The organism is Leisingera sp. F5, assembly GCF_001593695.1.
Genome location: NZ_LUKH01000013.1, coordinates 163,896 through 180,620 on the forward strand (window position 1 = coordinate 163,896; position 16,725 = coordinate 180,620).

Sequence of the window (16,725 nt, forward strand, 5' to 3'; positions counted from 1 at the left end):
TCCAGTTAGGGCGATGTGACGTTACGTCAAAGGAAATTTTTGGGGGAGCTGGTGCACAGCGCGGGACAAGGCCGCAGGCCGCCGCCCATGGCTGAAAAAGAAAAGGGCGCAGAAACCCGCGCCCTTGCTGATTGCGATTCCGCGAAAGGCTTAGGCCAGCTCGCCCGCCAGCGCCTTTTCGATCAGCGCGATGGTGTCCTCGACGCCGTAAAGCGCGATGAAGCCGCCGAAGCGGGGACCTTGGGAGGCCCCCAGCAGCACCTCGTAGATCGCCGAGAACCAGGCGCGCAGCGGCTCAAACCCGTGGATCTTGCCGATGGCAAAGACCACGGATTGCAGGAATTCCTCATCCGCGAAATCGGCCTCGGGCAGCGGGTCGTCATTGCCGGCCAGTTCGTTCTTCTTGGCAATTGCTGCCAGCGCTGCCACGGGCGATTTCAACGCATCCGCCAGATCCAGCAGTGCCGCACGCTCTTGACCGGTGGGCAGGCGGAATACCTTGGACGGTTTCACAAAGTCGTTGAAATAGGCCACGGCAAATCCCGCCGCCTGATCCATCGCAGGATTGGTCTCCGGCGTGGCATCGGGCGCATATTTGTTGATGAAGCCCCACATAGTGGCTTTGTCCTCGGCGCTGGAGGCCGAAGCGAGGTTCAGCAGCATCGAGAACGGCACCACCATATCCGACTGCGGCACGTCACCGCCGTGGATGTGCCAGACCGGGTTGTTCAGCTGCCCCTTCAGGTCCTGCCCGTGATAGGCCCGCAGCTGCTGGTGGTATTCGTCCACCGCCTTGGGGATCACGTCGAAATGCATCCGCTTGGCGGTCTTCGGCTTCAGATACATGAAATAGGCCAGGCTTTCGGTCGAGGCGTAGGTCAGCCATTCGTCGATCGAAATGCCGTTGCCGGAGGTTTTCGAGATTTTCTGGCCGTTGGCATCCAGGAACAGCTCATAGGTGAAATGCTCCGGCGCGCGGTGGCCCAGCACCCGGCAGATGCCGTCATAGATCGGCGTGTTGGTGGAGTGATCCTTGCCGTACATCTCGAAATCGACTTCCAGCGCCGCCCAGCGGGCGCCGAAATCCGGTTTCCACTGCAGTTTGACGTTGCCGCCGGTCACGGGCAGGGTCCATTCCTTGCCGTATTCGTCGTCAAAGGTGATGGTATAGGTCTCGGCGCAGACCTTCTTCATCGGCACATAGAGGACGCGGCCGGTTTCCGGGTGGATCGGCAGGAAGATCGAATAGGTCTGGCGGCGCTCTTCGCGCAAAGACTTCAGCATGATCGCCATGACGTCGTCGTATTTGTCGACCGCGCGTTTCAGCACCTCGTCGAACTGGCCGGACTGGTAGAACTCCTGCGCCGAATAGAACTCATACTCAAAACCAAAGGTATCGAGGAAACGGCGCAGCATGGCGTTGTTGTGGTGGCCAAAGCTCTCATGGGTGCCAAACGGGTCCGGCACCGAGGTCAGCGGTTTTTGCAGGTGGTCCTGCAGGCCTTCGGCATTGGGCACGTTACCCGGGATTTTGCGCATCCCGTCGAGGTCATCCGAGAAGCAGATCAGCTTGGTCGGGATGTCCGAGATCACCTCGAACGCGGTTTTGATCATGGTGGTGCGGGCGACCTCGCCAAAGGTGCCGATATGCGGCAGGCCGGAGGGGCCATAGCCGGTCTCGAACAGCACGTAACCCTTGTCCGGCGCGCCCTTGGCATAACGTTTGAGAACCCGGCGGGCCTCTTCAAACGGCCAGGCTTTGCTCTTCAGAGCTTCTTCGCGCACATCAGACATTCGTATTCTCCATCGGCGGCGTCGTTTCCGGTTTTCCAGGGGCCGCAAGATCAGTGCGGATGCCCCATGCATCCAGCCCTTTCCTCTATTGTGCTGATGCAGCATGAGTCAATAATCACTGGCCCGCCGAGGCCGTCTTTTGCAGCAGCAAAGAGGATAAAAACGCCGCGCTGATACAGCCTGTTGTTGAACCTCGCCGCTGGCATACCTATCCTGATCGGATCAATATTACGCAAAGAAGGATTTCGTCCATGAGTGAGCAAACCCCGCACCCGATGTCCCCGCAGGACTGTCTGGTGGCGCTGATGGTGGCGGTTTCAGCCTCGGACGAGAACATCCGCACTGCCGAACTGGTAAAGATCCAGTCTGCGGTCAATATGCTGCCGGTGTTTGCCGACTATGACATCGACCGGGTGACACGGGTTTCGCAGACCGTTCTGGACCTGTTTGAGCAGGAAGACGGGCTGGCGGCGCTGTTCGGTCTGATCCGCGGCGATCTGCCGGAGCGGCTGTTTGAAACCGCCTATGCGCTGTCCTGCGATGTGGCGGCTGCGGACGGGATCCTGGGCGAGACCGAGCTCGAGTTCCTGGCGGAGGTCCGCTATGAATTGAACATCGACCGGCTGCATGCCGCGGCCATCGAACGCGGCGCGCGGGCGCGGCACATGGTCTGAACGGCGAAGGGGGGCGCTGCCCCCGGCCTTGCGGCCTGGTGAAGTTTAAGCAGCAGCTGAGCGCGGGCGGGACTGGCTGCGGAGGGTCCTGCGGTATCAGCCCGTCCGTCTGGCCGCTGCGATCAATGTGCCGAGGCTTTGCTTCTGCTGCCCTTGCGCACCGAAGTTTGCTGGATCAAGCCACGTCTGATAGGCGGCTTCAAGCATCGGCCACTCGCCATCCAGCACTGAATACCATGCGGTATCGCGGTTGCGGCCTTTATAGACAATGGCCTGGCGGAACAGACCATCATAGGTGAAACCGAAGCGCTCTGCCGCACGGCAGGAGGGCGCGTTCAGGGCGTCGCATTTCCACTCATAGCGGCGGTAGCTCAAATCATTGAACACCCGGGCCATCATCAGATACATCGCCTCGGTCGCCGCCCGCGTCCGCTGCAGCGGCGGGGCGAATGTGATGCCGCCGACCTCGATCACACCGTGGGCGGGCTGAATGCGCATGAAGCTTGCAATGCCTTCGGCCTTGCCGCTGCCGCCATTGATGACCGCGAAATAGGGCTGTGCATCCACGCCGCTGGCCGTTTGCACCCAGGCATGCAGGCCTTCCGGCGTCTCAAAGGGGCCATAGGGCACATAGGTCCAGATCGCATCGGCCTGGTCCTGCCGGAAGGCCGCGAACAGATCCGCGGCGTGGCGGTCCGCATTCAGCGGCTCAACCCGGCAGTATTGCCCCGCCATGCCGGTGTGGCCGGGGTTGCGGGCGCCGCGCCAGTCCGGCAGCGGTGCGCCGATGGGCTGGCCATGCTCGTTGAAGTATCTGGTCATGGCGGCATCCTTTTTCACAGCAATTCCACGGTGGTCAGCACCACCGGCCTGCGCAGGTTTGCCATGCCCCTGGACCGGAAAAAACGTCCGGATTCTAGCAGTACGCCCAGACCAATCCCGCCTGTCCCGGACCCGGGTCAACTGCCGTAGACCGCGCCCCATCGTTCGATCAATTGCTGTTGCAGCTTCTTGGCGCGGCGGTTCCATCCGCGCGCGCCTTTGGGGCGTTCGCGCTGTGCGCGGGGGATGCGGGCACGCGTTTTCTGGTCAGCGGTGAAAATGGCAAAGGCCAGTTCCGTCCCATCCGCAGCGGTCATGAAACCGCCGAGGCCCGAGACAAAATTCAGCGTGCCGGTCTTGGCCGCGACCTTGATCGGGTGTCCCTTGACGATACCGCCCTTGGCATCACGCATCCGGAAAGGTTTCAGGAGCGGTTTGAGCCGGCCCGCCTTGTAGGCAGCAATCAATGCACCTGTCAGATCCCCCGGTGTCATTCGCGAATCCTCGCCCAGGCCGGAATGATCCACTAGCCTGGTGCCGGACATGCCGTATTTGGCAGCGGCCCAGCGGTTCATCTCGGCGGCGGACGCCTTTAGCGAACCAGGCCGGCTGCCGCGCGCGGCGGTGGCGGACATGCCGATCATCTCGGCCATCAGGTTGTTGGAGTATTTCAGCATCGCCTTGAGCATTATATCCAGCGGCGGGCTGCGATGCCGGGCAAGCAGTTGCGATTGGGGCACGGAATTGGCGGTTTTTGCCGTGTCCAGCTTGATCCCGTTTGCACGGGCCAGGGTGCGGAACACATCGCCGGCATAAGCCGCAGGGTTGCGGACCGGCAGCCAGCGCGAACCGCCCTTGCCCAGGGCCTTGCTGGCGACGGTCCAATGATCGGCGCCGCCCTTTTCGGCATAGGTATAGACCGGCCCCGAGCGCGAGGCGATTTTCATCTGCGCGTTGACCACTTCGGGGCGGTATTTCTCGGTCCTTGCATCCATGGTGATCGCCCAGCCGCCGCTGGACGCGCGTTTCCATTCAAAATGCACCCGGTTGAAATTCAGAGCGATGCCGGACACAGCGGGGGAATAGCCGACGTGGTCGGGTTGGTCCGGGTCGATGGTTTTGACCGCCGGAAGGCTGCCGTCCCAAACCAGAAACCTGCCCCGCACCTCGCGCACGCCTGCCGTCTTCAATGCCTTGGCCAGCAGCGCCAGATGATCGGTGTTCAGCATCGGATCGCCGCCGCCGGCCAGGATCAGATCGCCCTTGACCACGCCGCCAGCAACCCCGCCGGTCGCCAGGATGCGGGTCTCGAACCGGTGGTCCGCGCCCAGCACATCCAGCGCATACAGCGCGGTCAGCGCTTTGGCGACGCTGGCTGGCGGCAGTGCTTCGGCCTGGCCCGAGGCCTCCAGCAGCTTGCCGGTTTTCACATCGGCCACAGCACAGACCGCCCGGCCCGGCAGATTGGCCCGCGCCAACAGCGCCTTGAGCCCGTCCGCGCCGGCCGCAAGAGAGCTGACGCGGCGGGCCACGGGCCGCAGCGACACCGCCGGGGCATTGGCCAGCGCAGAGGTGCCCGCCAAAGCGGCAAGCCCGGAGAGGAGGAATGTCCGGCGTGAAGTCATCTTATTCATTTTTAGTGTCAGGACCTGCTCTTCTTCAATCCCATTTTCCTGGCAATTCGCCGCAAGATCCGGGGTTTCGCCCCGCGGAAGGTCCTGCTACCGCTGGCAGCCATGTTGCAGGCAGTCATCCTCATGTTCGTGGCCATGTCAATGATCCCCGCGGGCGATCTGTGCGGGAAACTGCTGACGGGCGGCGGGCTGGCCGCACCGGCGTTTGTCGCCTGGTCGCGGTTTGCCATCGGCACCGCGCTGATCTTGCCCTTTGTGCCGCGCCGGGCCTATGCGCTGCTGGGCGATTGGCGGCTGTGGCTGCGGGCCGGACTGCTGACCGGCGGCATCTTTTCGATCCAGCTGGCGCTGACGACCGAGCCGCTGGCCAATGTCTTTGCCGCCTTTTTTGTCGGTCCGGTGGTCAGCTATGTGCTGTCGGTTCTGCTGCTGCGGGAGCAGGCGACACTGCTGCGCAGCCTGCTGATGGCACTGGGATTCATCGGCGTGCTGATGGTGGTGCGGCCTGGATTGGGCGGCTCCATCAACCTGCTGTGGGCGGTGCTGGCGGGCTGTTTCTATGGCGGTTTCCTGACCAGTTCGCGCTGGCTGGCGCATGTGGGCACGCCGTTGGAGCTGAGCCTGACACAGCTGTTGCTCAGCGCCGTCCTGATGCTGCCGCTGGGCCTCAGCAGCCTGCCTGAATTCACGCCGTCAACTGCGGCGCTGACGGTTGGCAGCGCGGCTTTTTCGATGACCGGCAACCTCTTGCTGCTGTTTGCCTATGGCCGGGTGCAGGCGGTGAAGCTGGCGCCAATGGTGTATTTCCAGCTGGTTGCCGCTGTCAGCCTCGGCTGGGCGGTGTTCAGCCAGCTGCCTGATGCCTGGACCTGGGCCGGGCTGGCGGTGGTGCTGTCGGCCGGTCTGGCCTCAGCCGTGCTCCGCCGCTGACCATTCGCCGCGGGCGCGGATTTCGGTTGAGCTGACATCCACCATCGGCACGTTGACAAAACACCAGGCGGGAGCTTCGGCCCGCGCCAGCAGATGGCTTTGACTGCCTTTCAGCATCGCATGGCGGGCAAACCGCGCCGCCGGAGAAAACCGCGCCGAGATCCGGTCGTTCGGCCGCGCCAGCACGCCGACGGGCACGGTGTCCAGAATCTGCCGCCAATCTTTCCAGCGGTGGAAATGGGTCAGATTGTCGGCCCCCATCAGCCAGACAAACCGCACGCCCGGATGACGGCGGCGCAGGTGGCGCAGGGTCTGGGCGGTGTAGCGGGTGCCAAGATCCGCCTCAATACCGCTGATATGGATGCGCGGATGCTGGATCAGGCCTTGCGACGCTGCGATCCGCCGTTGCAGGGCGGCCGGCTGGCGCGCCTTCAGCGGATTGCCCGGGGACACCAGCCAGAACAGGTGATCCAGTGCGAACCGCCGCAGCGCCGCATGGGAAATCGCCGCATGGCCGCGGTGCGGCGGGTCAAAGGACCCTCCCAGCAGCCCGACGCTTTGGCCCGGGCGGATATGCGGCAGCTTGCAAATCATAGCCGCCTTGATGCACATAGTTTCCCTGGGAGATCAATCGGCGGCGGTGAGGTGGCCAATGGGGCTGCAAAAGGCAGATGGTAGTGCCTTCCGAGCCAAGAGGGGCGGGCCGGCAGGGGAGTGGCATCTTCGGGGTCGTCATCGACAAATGTGCGAGCGCGATCTATTTCGTCCATTACGGTGTCAAAATCAAAGGAGCTTGCGAGAACCGTCGTAGCATCAATAACTTCGCTTTGTTCTCTCTCCTCAATAGCTTTGACAAGTTCTTCGAACTCGTGATCCTCAGACGTAAATCGCATGCAATAGACTTCAAAAGCTTCAATATCTTCAAACCCAGCCGTGATCAGTTCTGACCGTCGTTGAATTTCTGCATCTCGGAAAGCATTTCGATGTTTCCATAAAGCTTTCAACAGTTTTGCTGCTTGCCTTGCAGATGAGGATTCAAAAAAGGCCCTAATTCGATTGGCTTTCGAGGTGCCTTTGAAGGAAGACTTACCGTCATAAATGCCTACACTAATTTCGTCCTCAAAGAACTCAGCAAGGGTCTTGTTGGAGAGAACTAACGGAAAACCGTCTTTCATATGGAATAATTCGTCGATAAGACGTGTTTCAGAATGCTTTATTTTGACCAATTACAACTCCCTTAACGATCAAAGGCCAGTGTCCGTGGCACGGGCTGCGCCCGACCTCCTCCACGGGAGGGCGCATTCGCTTCCTCCCTAGGCGGGGTTCAACCCTCTGTTGCGTTTCAAAACCTCACGAAAACTTCTTCTGCGACTTGCCCCGGTACGCCCGAGTTCCAGCCTTGCCTGCGGTTGACCGCCCCCGCGATTTCACCGCGGCATCAGACGCAGCCTCCACCGCCGATTGCCGCGCCAGCGGGTCGTCGGAGATGGCCAGATCCACCGCTTCCAGCCGTTTGACCTCGTCGCGGAGACGCGCGGCTTCTTCGAACTCGAGGTTCTCCGCCGCCTTGCGCATCTGGTCGCGCAACCCGTTCAGATGCGCCTCCAGATTGGCGCCGTGCATCGGTTTGTCGATCTGGGCGGTGACGCGGTTCATGTCCACATCGCCCTCGTAGAGGCCGGCCAGAACGTCCTCGACGTTTTTCCTGACCGTTTGCGGGGTGATGCCGTGTTCCTCGTTATAGGCGATCTGCTTGTCGCGGCGGCGGTTGGTTTCCCCCAACGCGCGCTCCATCGAGCCGGTGATGCGGTCGGCATACATGATGACGCGGCCGTCGGCATTACGTGCGGCGCGGCCGATGGTCTGGATCAGCGAGGTTTCGGAGCGCAGGAAGCCCTCCTTGTCGGCGTCCAGAATGGCGACAAGGCCGCATTCCGGGATGTCGAGGCCCTCGCGCAACAGGTTGATGCCGATCAGCACGTCAAAGGCGCCAAGGCGCAGATCACGCAGGATTTCGATGCGTTCCAGCGTGTCGATGTCGGAATGCATGTAGCGGACTTTGATGCCCTGTTCATGCAGGTATTCGGTCAGGTCCTCGGCCATGCGTTTGGTCAGCGTGGTCACCAGCGTGCGGAAGCCGGCGGCGGTGACGCGGCGCACCTCGTCCAGCAGGTCATCCACCTGCATGTCCACGGGGCGGATTTCGACCTCAGGGTCCAGCAGGCCGGTGGGGCGGATCACCTGTTCGGCAAAGACGCCGCTGGATTGTTCCAGCTCCCATTTCGACGGGGTGGCGGAGACAAAGACCGACTGCGGGCGCATGGCGTCCCATTCCTCGAACTTCAGCGGGCGGTTGTCCATGCACGACGGCAAGCGGAAGCCGTGTTCGGCGAGGGTGAACTTGCGCCGGTGGTCGCCCTTGTACATGCCGCCGATCTGGGGGACGGAGACATGGGATTCATCGGCAAAAACAATAGCGTTGTCGGGGATGAATTCGAACAAAGTGGGGGGCGGCTCTCCCGGCGCGCGGCCCGTCAGGTAGCGGGAGTAGTTCTCAATGCCATTGCAGTGGCCGGTTGCCTCAAGCATTTCGATGTCGAAGTTGCAGCGCTGTTCCAACCGCTGGGCCTCCAGCAGCTTGCCCTCGCCGACCAGTTGCTCCAGCCGCATCTTCAGCTCCTGCTTGATGAAGATCACCGCCTGGTTCAGCGTCGGCTTCGGCGTCACATAGTGAGAGTTCGCATAGACGCGGATCTGGTCGAAACTGCCGGTTTTTTCGCCTGTCAGCGGGTCGAATTCGGTGATTTGTTCCAGCTCCTCGCCGAAGAACGACAGTTTCCAGGCGCGGTCTTCCAGGTGGGCGGGGAAGATTTCGAGCGTATCGCCGCGGACTCGGAAGGAGCCGCGCTGAAAAGCCTGATCGTTGCGCTTGTACTGCTGGGCAACCAGATCGGCCATGATCTGGCGCTGGTCGTATATCTCGCCCGCCTTCAGGTCCTGGGTCATCGCCGAGTAGGTTTCGACCGAGCCGATGCCGTAGATGCAAGAGACAGACGCGATGATGATCACGTCGTCGCGCTCAAGCAGGGCACGGGTGGCCGAGTGGCGCATCCGGTCGATCTGCTCGTTGATCTGGCTTTCCTTCTCGATATAGGTGTCGGAGCGCGGCACATAGGCCTCGGGCTGGTAGTAGTCGTAGAAGGAGACGAAGTATTCAACCGAGTTCTCCGGGAAGAACCCCTTGAATTCGCCGTACAATTGCGCCGCCAGCGTCTTGTTGGGGGCAAGGATGATCGCCGGGCGCTGGGTCTCTTCGATCACCTTGGCCATGGTGAAGGTCTTGCCGGTGCCGGTGGCGCCCAAGAGCACTTGATTGCGTTCGCCGTCCAGCACGCCCTCGGACAGTTCCTGGATCGCGGTGGGCTGGTCGCCTGCGGGCTGAAACGGAGTATGCATCACAAACCGCTTGCCGCCTTCCAGCTTGGGCCGCTGCTGCGGTGCCCGCTGGGTCATCATCGGCATGGTCTTGTCGGAATGGGCATAGGGCATCGGGCGACTCCGTTGGCGGCTGGCGCTGATTTTGGTCTGTTTTTGTTCCGGTGCAAGGGGGGCTGGCCGGTAATCCGGGGTGTGGTGTCAGATTTTGTCAGCAGGGGCAGGGCGCAGGAGCTTTGCCAGCAGTTCCGCCAGCCGCCGCGCCTCGCCAGCGCTGAAATGCGGGGTGACGGCCTGCTGCATAGTGTCCGAGTAGACCGTCCAGACGCGGGCGCGCATGGCGGCGCCTTCCGGTGTGATCACCAGCACCTGGCCGCGGCCGTCGCCGTTGCAGGTCAGGCGTTCCAGCAGGCCTGCCTTGGCCAGCCTGTCCGCCAGCCGCGAGACACCGTATTGCGGCAAGAGCAGCTTTTCCTGGAGCTCAAAGGGGCGCAGACCGTCACTGCCTGCGCATTCCAGCTCCCACAGCAGGTCATACCAATCCAGCCCCGGCAGGCCGGCCTGTTTCAGCGCGGCCTCCACCGAGGTCAGGATGGACTTGTGGGCGCGGGCGAGCGGCAGCCAGATTTCGAATGGGTCAGGTGTCTCCATGCAGGGAATTTACATGCAACTGCATTGACATGCAAGCCAGCGTCCCTATTTGTATGTTAATGCAGTTGCATCTATAGGAGGATTCCTATGCGTGATTTACACCTGATCAGCCACCACCTGTGCCCCTATGTGCAGCGCGCAGCGATTGTGCTGAGCGAAAAATCCATCCCTTACCGGCGCACCTGTATCGATCTGGCGGACAAGCCTGATTGGTTCGCCGCCCTGTCGCCGCTGGGCCGGGTGCCGGTGCTGGAAACCGGCGGGCGGGTGCTGTTTGAGAGCCAGGTGATCGCGGAATACCTGGACGAGACCACGCCGGGCGCATTGCATCCGGCGGATCCGCTGGAGCGGGCGCGGCACCGGGCCTGGATCGCGTTCGGTTCCGAGACGCTGGCCGCCATCGGCAAGTTGTACAGCGCACCGGAGGAGGCGGCATTTACCGCCGCTGCCGGGGTTGTGCGCGAGCGGCTTGAGCGGATCACACCTGAGGTGGAGGGGCCTTTCTTTGCCGGAGAAACCTTCCGCATGGTGGATGGGGTCTGGGGCACCATTTTCCGCTACTTCGAGACCTTTGATACCATCGGGGACTTCGGGCTGATGCCGGAGGCCGTGCATATGCCAGCGTGGAGGGGGGCGGTCATGACACGCCCATCGGTGCAAGAGGCGCCGCCGGAGGGGTATCCGGCCCGGCTGATGGATTTCCTTTGCGCGCGGCCATCCCATCTGGGCGGGCTGGCGCGGGCCGCCTGCGGCACCGCCGCAAACCCCGCTTAATCCTGTGCAAATGGCACCTTGCCGCAGAGCCGCATCCGGCGCATAAATGCGCTGGATTGAGACTCGAAGCGGGAGACAGCCCATGCAAGCACGGATTTACCGGCCGGCACGCAATGCCATGACCTCGGGCATGGCCAAGACGCGGAAATGGGTGCTGGAGTTTGCGCCTGCTTCGGCCCGCGAAGTGGACCCGCTGATGGGCTGGACCTCCTCCGGCGACACCCAGAGCCAGGTCAAATTGCGGTTCGAGAGCAAGGAAGCGGCGCTGGAATATGCCAAGGACCACGGCATCGATGCCGTGGTTGTCGAGCCGAAGGAGCGTAAAGCCAACATCCGCCCGGGAGGCTACGGCGACAATTTCGCCACCAACCGCCGCAGTCCCTGGACCCACTGAATTTGTAAATCGGGGCAAGGATCCCGCGGAGGCTTGATGTGATCAAGATATGGGCCGCCCAATGGGCGCCCATACTATTTGTTGAAGCGAGCTATTCTGGTCGGAGCGGTAGCTCCTGCGGCTCATCAAGCTTCAGTTCAGCGCCTTTTCCAGCGCGCCCCGCAAGCGTGTCGTTAGCTCATGGCTCTGACCGTCAATTCGCTCATCATAGTAGACACGATGGATGTTGAACGAGGCGGCACTCGCCACCAAAGGCGAAATTGCCGCGATATCGAGATACTCCCCCCAACCTTAACATTGATCTGCTGCGCGTCGCCATTTTCCAATTTTGGCTTGTAGATCGCTCGGTTGTAGGTGTCGTGATAGCATCCGCGCAATACTGCTTCTTCCGAAGCAAGGATCTCTTTACAGGCTTGATCGCAAGCTTCTTCAATTCTCTTTACTCGATCGTGTGCATGCATTTCTTTGGATGCGCGCGAACGCGCAATTTGCTCATCCGCAAGTTTCCAAGCATCGACCATTGGCGGGATTTTACGCTGAAAGAAATCGTTCGCGGTTACCCGAACTGTCTCATCTGGTGCATTTCGGAAGAGATGGAGCGAGCCCCAGAAAAGAGTATCGTCGAGAGATAGTGCGTTATCGAGATCGCTTGTCCCCCATGTGCCGCCAACGTTGTCGCGGCAGTCGACGAGAATGTGGCCCTTGGTCATGTGATCTGATGTGCTCAGTCCTTTCCTGACATGCCATGCGATACAATGACGTTCTATTTCTACGACAGAGCCAAACAGAAGGCAGCGGCCCGGGCTCGCGATGAACAGCGGCTGACCAGATGGAAACCGAGATAGTCGGATGTCTGGCCCGGCGTGATCTCTGTCCTCATGGGCAGACCATGCGCGTTGACGAGGAGGTGGATCGGGGCGCGGGCTGTCAGGATGAACCGCTCAAAGAGCGCCCATTCCTCGTCCGACATCAGGTCTCGTGCCAAGCTGGTCTTCATCGCAGATACCAGCTTGAATCATGCGCAAAGCCCGATGTGAATCCTTTTTGTCAACACGACCTAGTCACCTCAATTGCCTGGGTTGCCGCGAGCATGGCATGAGCAGCGCCAGCTTCTATAAGTGGCGCGCCAAGTTTGGCGGCATGGATGCGTCTTTAATGTCTGAGGTGAAGGATATGGCGGAGGAAAACCGCCGTCTAAAGCGCATGTATGCTGAGATGAGCATGCAGAATGATCTGCTGAAGGAAGCCCTTGGAAAAAAGCGTTAAGGCCGTCTCTGCGACGAGAGATGGCCATGAATGGCTTGGGCAATACATCTTTGAAACCATCGAGGAAGCACAAGACCAAGCAACTGAATGGCTCTGGACTTACAACAACGAGCGACCCAACATGGGCATCGGCGGCATGACACCCGCCATGAAACTGAAAACAGCCGCCTGAATTCTACGGCTGGACCCCATTAAAAATGGGGGGATTACCATCTAAGGCGTATCCGGGTTGGTTTTCATGCCGCCAATTTCTGATCTCGACCGGCCCAATATGGAGTGTTCCAATCCCACCTTGGCACGTCGATGCCGTCGGGGGCGGTTACAGCATCAAAGCCCCATTGACCACTAAGTTGACGTTCCAATTCGGGCCACCGCTAAGCAGGCGAACAGCGCAGAGCGCCTTCCGAGTAGCTGCCCTGCGTGTGATCCGGAGAACTAAGAAACTACCTCAAGAATTGCCCTGCAACATCGCACGAGGCACTATGCTCTTAGCAACTCTCGTACATTGGCATCCAGCTGGGCGGTAAAGCCCGCGTCATTGCCCGGATTGGCGCTGCAATGGCCCCAGGGTGAGTCGTAAGGGCGGAAGATTGCATTGGGCATGTGCCGGGCCTCGATCCCGTTGTCCTCGGTTGGGAAGTAGAGGTCCTGGGTGCAGGGCATCAGGATGGCGCGGGCTTTGATGGCCTTCAGCGCGGCCTTGAAGTCGCCGTTGTAGAGCGGCCCTGCCGAGATGTCGCCGGCCTGCCAGGTGGCAAGCTTGGCCAGCAGGTTGTTGGCGTCCCAGCATTGCACATGGTCCTGCTCCCAGTCCTGCAGCAGGTCTTCGATGGTCTCAAACCCAAGCTGGCGGTAGAGACCCTCGCGGTAGAAGGTTTGCGAGAAGGCCCAGCCTGCGTAAACCCGGCCAAAAGCCTTGAGCCCGGCAACCGGCGGCGAGGCATAGTCACCGCCATTCCAGGACTGGTCCGCGCAGAGGGCGGATTTGACGCCTTCGAGGAAGACGAAGTTGTGCGGAGAGGTCTTGGCTGAGGCGCAGAAAGGCAGGATCGCCTGCACCATGTCCGGATATTGCGCTGCCCATTGGTAGGACTGGCAGCCGGCCATGGACCAGCCTGCGACCAGGGCGATTTGCTCGATGCCGAGGTGATCGTGGATCAGGCGGTGCTGGACGGCGATGTTGTCGTACATCTGCACCAGCGGGAAGCGCGGGCCGTCCTGCGGGGCGGGTGTGTTTGACGGCGAGGAGGAGCGGCCGTTGCCGAACAGGTTCGGGCTGACGATAAAGTGGCGCGCCGGGTCGATGGCGCGGCCGGGGCCGAAGAAGCCCTCGTTGCGGGAATTGGTGCCGGTGTAGAAGGTGGGGAGGACAACGACGTTGTCGCGCGCGGGCGTGAGCGTGCCATAGGTCTGATAAGCGAGTTTGGCACCCCTTAGCACCTCGCCTGACAGAAGCGGCAAGTCACCCAGGTCTAAGATCTTGTAGTCCGGCATCTTGTAATCCTTTGAAAATTTTCCGCCTGGGCCGTTGAGCCCGTCCGCTAGGCGTCTTCTTCCAGCTTGGCCTCGCCGCGCATCAGCTGCATGATCTCGCGTTCGCACTCCGGGTAGCCTGCAAGCTCGACCAGATCCTCCTTGCTGCGGATCTCCTTGCCCTTCTTGAAGTCCAGTTCGAGGATGGTTTTCAGCCGCCCCGGGTGGGCCGACAGAAACACGATGCGGTCGGCGAGGAAGATCGCCTCCTGAATGTCGTGGGTGACCAGCAGGATGGTGGTCTGCGTCGTGCGCATGATGTCCAGCAGCATTTCCTGCATGTGCCAGCGGGTCTCGGCATCCAGCGCGCCATAGGGTTCGTCCATCAGCAGGATTTCCGGCGCGTTGGCCAGGGTGCGGGCGATGGCGACCCGCTGTTTCATGCCGCCGGAGAGGGTCTTGGGGTAGGCATCGCGGAACTTCGTCAGATGCACCAGGCCGATGTAATGCAGCGCCCGCTCGCGGCGTTCTGTCTTGGGGGTCCCGTTCAGCTTCATGCCGTATTCGACGTTCTCCAGCACCGTGAGCCAGGGAAAGGAGGTGTAGCTTTGGAATACCATGCCGCGCTCGCGGGCGGGGCCGTGGATGGGGCGGCCCTCCAGACTGAGGCTGCCGCTGGTGGGGGTGTGCAGGCCCGCCACGATGTTCAGCAGTGTGGACTTGCCGCAGCCCGAAGGCCCCAGCAGCACGCAGAGCTCGTTGCGGGCCACCGAGAAGGACACATCGCGCAAGGCCTCGACCCCGCCGCCGCGTGTGGGGAATGTCTTGCAGACATTCTGGACGGATAGAATGGTGCTGGATTGCATGATGCGCCCCTCTTTTCTGGTTCGGTCCAAGGTGGATCAGCCGCGGTAGCCGCTGTCGTAAAGCTCCTTGTGCAGGCTGCATTCGACGCCGGTTTCGGGGGCTTTGACCTCTTGGATCAGGCCGAATTTGACCCACCATTCGCTGACCAGGTTCCAGTGGTCCGACATCTGGCCGTTGGTCTGCTCAAACGGCGGATTGCCCGGCGCCGCGCCGCAGAATTGCGCCGCTTCGATGAAGTCGTAGACGTAAAGCCCGCCATCCAGCGAGGTGCCGTCCTTGCCCAGGACCAGCTCGACATCGGAGACGCTCATCCCCATGCCTTTGGCGATGATCCCGTTGCCCTCTGCCGGGTTTTCCTTCCACCAGGCGATGGCGTCATACATTGCTTGCATGGTTTTCAGAGCTACATCGCGGCGGTTGTTGATCAACTCGTTGCTCATGTAGTGGCCGTCCGCGACCACCGCGTTTTTCAGCCAGAAGGGTTCGTCGGATTGGGTCAGGATACTGGACCCTTCCAGCGCTTTCAGTGTGTTGGAGCCGTAGGGTTCCCAGAATTCCGAAGCAGCCACGCCGCCGCCGATCATCGCGGCAAAGGCATCGTCGGCGATGATGTTGCGGTAGACGACGGAGTCATAGGCGGCGCCATTCTGTTCCAGCCACATGGCGACATAGATTTGCGCCAACCCGCCCTCCAGCACCGCGACCTCCTTGCCGGCCAGATCGGCTGCAGTTTCAACGCCCGGTCCTGCGACGACTTTGTCGGTGCCATTGGACAGGTTGCCAAAGGCCACCAGCTTGACCGGCAGGCCGCGTTCGACACCAACGGGGGTGAATTCAGCGGTGGAGGAGACCACGTCGAGCTGCCCGGCGGCGACCAGGTTGAAGCTTTCATAGGGGTCTTCGATGGTCTGGTACTGAATGTCCAGATCCGGGGCGAGCCCCTTTTCAGCCGCGATGTGCCAGAAGCCGTAGCCCGGCCAGGTGAAGCCCGCGATCTTGACGGTTTCTTCCGCCCATACTGGCCCGGCGGCGCCTGCCAGCGCGATGGCTGCGATGCAGCGGCTGGCTGTTGTCAGCAGTTTATTGGTCATCGTCACGATACCTCCCTTGCGACGTGGGTGTTTTGGTTGGCCTGTTTTGTCGTGTCTGCTCTGGCTCCTCAGGAATAGTCGTCGAGATATTGGAACGCCCGGCGGTGCAGCGCCCGCAGCAGGTAGTCGAACATCAGCCCCAGCAGGCCGATCACCAGGATGCCGGCCATGATCTGATCCACATGCAAAAAGCGCTTGGCGCGCATCATCATGGCGCCGATGCCGGCGTCGGCGGCAGTGATCTCGGCGATCACCAGATAGGTCCAGCTGACGGCCAGCATCTGGCGCATGGCGATGACGATATTGGGCAGGGCGGCGGGGACCACGACGCTGCGCAGCACCTGCCAGCGGGAACCGCCAAGGGTGACAGATGTGTTGATCAGATCCTTCGGCACCGCCTTGGTGTGGTCGGCGATCAGGGTGATCAGGAACCAGATCACCCCGATGAACAAGAGCGCCAGTTTTTGCGCGTCGCCCGCCCCGAACCACATCAGCAACAGGGGAATGAAGGACGGGGCGGGCAGGTAGCGCCAGGCGGATACGAAGGGGGAGAAAAACGCCTCCACCGCCTTGAACGCGCCCATCAGGATGCCAAGCGGCACTGCCACCGCGCAGGCAAGGGAAAAGCTGAACATCACCCGCCAGACACTGAGCAGCACATCGCCGAGAAAGCCTTGCTCGGCAAAGAGCGTGTAAAGCGCTGTCAGGACCTTGCCGGGCCCTGGCAGCAGGATTGCGGGCATCACGCCGGACCAGGCAGCGAGCTGCCAGATGGCAAAGAAGATGACCCAGACCGCCACCCCGAGGGTGAGGCGCCAGGACGCGGGGATATCCGATTTGAACTCGAAAATCCGCAGTTTCGGGCGCGTGTCCTTGGCCCGGGTTGCTGGCAGTGTCCGAAGGGCCTGGGTCATGATGTC

16 protein-coding genes and 2 pseudogenes are annotated in these 16,725 nt (G+C 61.4%); 5 read left to right on the plus strand and 13 right to left on the minus strand.

Annotation, left to right across the window (positions count from 1 at the left end; genetic code table 11):
• Positions 1–150 precede the first annotated feature (150 nt).
• Positions 151–1,794, minus strand: coding sequence for a lysine--tRNA ligase (locus A2I95_RS11360; protein ID WP_291729863.1), 1,644 nt, complete (start codon positions 1,792–1,794; stop codon positions 151–153).
• Positions 1,795–2,045: 251 nt separating this feature from the next.
• Between A2I95_RS11360 and A2I95_RS11365 the strand changes: the two genes are divergently transcribed.
• A complete protein-coding gene (locus A2I95_RS11365) occupies positions 2,046–2,468 on the plus strand; it encodes a tellurite resistance TerB family protein (protein ID WP_027257720.1) in 423 nt (140 codons plus the stop codon).
• A 96-nt stretch (positions 2,469–2,564) separates the two neighbouring features.
• Here the strand turns inward: A2I95_RS11365 and A2I95_RS11370 are convergent, their stop codons facing one another.
• Positions 2,565–3,290: a GNAT family protein gene (locus A2I95_RS11370; RefSeq protein WP_291729864.1), complete on the minus strand. Its 726-nt coding sequence runs from the start codon at positions 3,288–3,290 to the stop codon at positions 2,565–2,567.
• Between the two features lie 137 nt (positions 3,291–3,427).
• Positions 3,428–4,915: a D-alanyl-D-alanine carboxypeptidase/D-alanyl-D-alanine-endopeptidase gene (gene dacB, locus A2I95_RS11375; RefSeq protein WP_291729896.1), complete on the minus strand. Its 1,488-nt coding sequence runs from the start codon at positions 4,913–4,915 to the stop codon at positions 3,428–3,430.
• Between the two features lie 132 nt (positions 4,916–5,047).
• Here dacB and A2I95_RS11380 point away from each other — a divergent pair, with 132 nt between their 5' ends.
• Positions 5,048–5,854: a DMT family transporter gene (locus A2I95_RS11380; RefSeq protein WP_291729865.1), complete on the plus strand. Its 807-nt coding sequence runs from the start codon at positions 5,048–5,050 to the stop codon at positions 5,852–5,854.
• Here the strand turns inward: A2I95_RS11380 and A2I95_RS11385 are convergent.
• The 4 genes from A2I95_RS11385 to A2I95_RS11400 form a co-directional block, all read right to left on the minus strand.
• A complete protein-coding gene (locus A2I95_RS11385; RefSeq protein ID WP_291729866.1) occupies positions 5,834–6,448 on the minus strand; it encodes a nicotinate-nucleotide adenylyltransferase in 615 nt (204 codons plus the stop codon). The genes A2I95_RS11380 and A2I95_RS11385 overlap by 21 nt on opposite strands.
• The gene (locus tag A2I95_RS11390) at positions 6,445–7,080 is read right to left on the minus strand and encodes a hypothetical protein (protein WP_291729867.1); all 636 of its coding nucleotides are present in this window, start codon (positions 7,078–7,080) and stop codon (positions 6,445–6,447) included. Before A2I95_RS11390 ends, A2I95_RS11385 begins: the two co-directional genes overlap by 4 nt.
• Before the next feature lie 124 nt (positions 7,081–7,204).
• Positions 7,205–9,403, minus strand: coding sequence for an excinuclease ABC subunit UvrB (gene uvrB, locus A2I95_RS11395; protein ID WP_291729868.1), 2,199 nt, complete (start codon positions 9,401–9,403; stop codon positions 7,205–7,207).
• An 87-nt stretch (positions 9,404–9,490) separates the two neighbouring features.
• Entirely contained in the window at positions 9,491–9,940 is a 450-nt protein-coding gene (locus tag A2I95_RS11400; RefSeq protein ID WP_291729869.1) for a MarR family winged helix-turn-helix transcriptional regulator, read from the minus strand.
• Positions 9,941–10,027: 87 nt separating this feature from the next.
• Between A2I95_RS11400 and A2I95_RS11405 the strand changes: the two genes are divergently transcribed.
• Both A2I95_RS11405 and A2I95_RS11410 read left to right on the plus strand, forming a co-directional pair.
• Complete coding sequence (locus tag A2I95_RS11405; protein WP_291729870.1) at positions 10,028–10,714, plus strand: glutathione S-transferase family protein; 687 nt, start codon at positions 10,028–10,030, stop codon at positions 10,712–10,714.
• Between the two features lie 82 nt (positions 10,715–10,796).
• On the plus strand, positions 10,797–11,108 hold the full coding sequence (locus A2I95_RS11410; RefSeq protein ID WP_291729871.1) for an ETC complex I subunit: 312 nt from the start codon (positions 10,797–10,799) through the stop codon (positions 11,106–11,108).
• 173 nt (positions 11,109–11,281) lie between these two features.
• Here the strand turns inward: A2I95_RS11410 and A2I95_RS11415 are convergent, their stop codons facing one another.
• Both A2I95_RS11415 and A2I95_RS11420 read right to left on the minus strand, forming a co-directional pair.
• Positions 11,282–11,818, minus strand: a complete 537-nt coding sequence (locus A2I95_RS11415; protein WP_291729872.1) for a hypothetical protein — start codon at positions 11,816–11,818, stop codon at positions 11,282–11,284.
• Between the two features lie 113 nt (positions 11,819–11,931).
• Positions 11,932–12,021 (minus strand): annotated as a pseudogene (locus tag A2I95_RS11420) (IS5/IS1182 family transposase); the annotation flags it as partial.
• Positions 12,022–12,125: 104 nt separating this feature from the next.
• Between A2I95_RS11420 and A2I95_RS11425 the strand changes: the two are divergent.
• A pseudogene (locus A2I95_RS11425) lies at positions 12,126–12,546 on the plus strand (transposase).
• Positions 12,547–12,854: 308 nt separating this feature from the next.
• Here the strand turns inward: A2I95_RS11425 and A2I95_RS11430 are convergent.
• The 4 genes from A2I95_RS11430 to A2I95_RS11445 form a co-directional block, all read right to left on the minus strand.
• A complete protein-coding gene (locus A2I95_RS11430; protein ID WP_291729873.1) occupies positions 12,855–13,868 on the minus strand; it encodes an alpha/beta fold hydrolase in 1,014 nt (337 codons plus the stop codon).
• 47 nt (positions 13,869–13,915) lie between these two features.
• Entirely contained in the window at positions 13,916–14,713 is a 798-nt protein-coding gene (locus A2I95_RS11435; RefSeq protein WP_291729874.1) for an ABC transporter ATP-binding protein, read from the minus strand.
• Positions 14,714–14,749: 36 nt separating this feature from the next.
• Positions 14,750–15,805, minus strand: a complete 1,056-nt coding sequence (locus A2I95_RS11440) for an ABC transporter substrate-binding protein (protein ID WP_291729897.1) — start codon at positions 15,803–15,805, stop codon at positions 14,750–14,752.
• 68 nt (positions 15,806–15,873) lie between these two features.
• Positions 15,874–16,719 carry an ABC transporter permease gene (locus tag A2I95_RS11445; RefSeq protein ID WP_291729875.1) on the minus strand — a complete coding sequence of 282 codons (846 nt, stop codon included), beginning with the start codon at positions 16,717–16,719 and terminating at the stop codon, positions 15,874–15,876.
• Positions 16,720–16,725 lie beyond the last annotated feature (6 nt).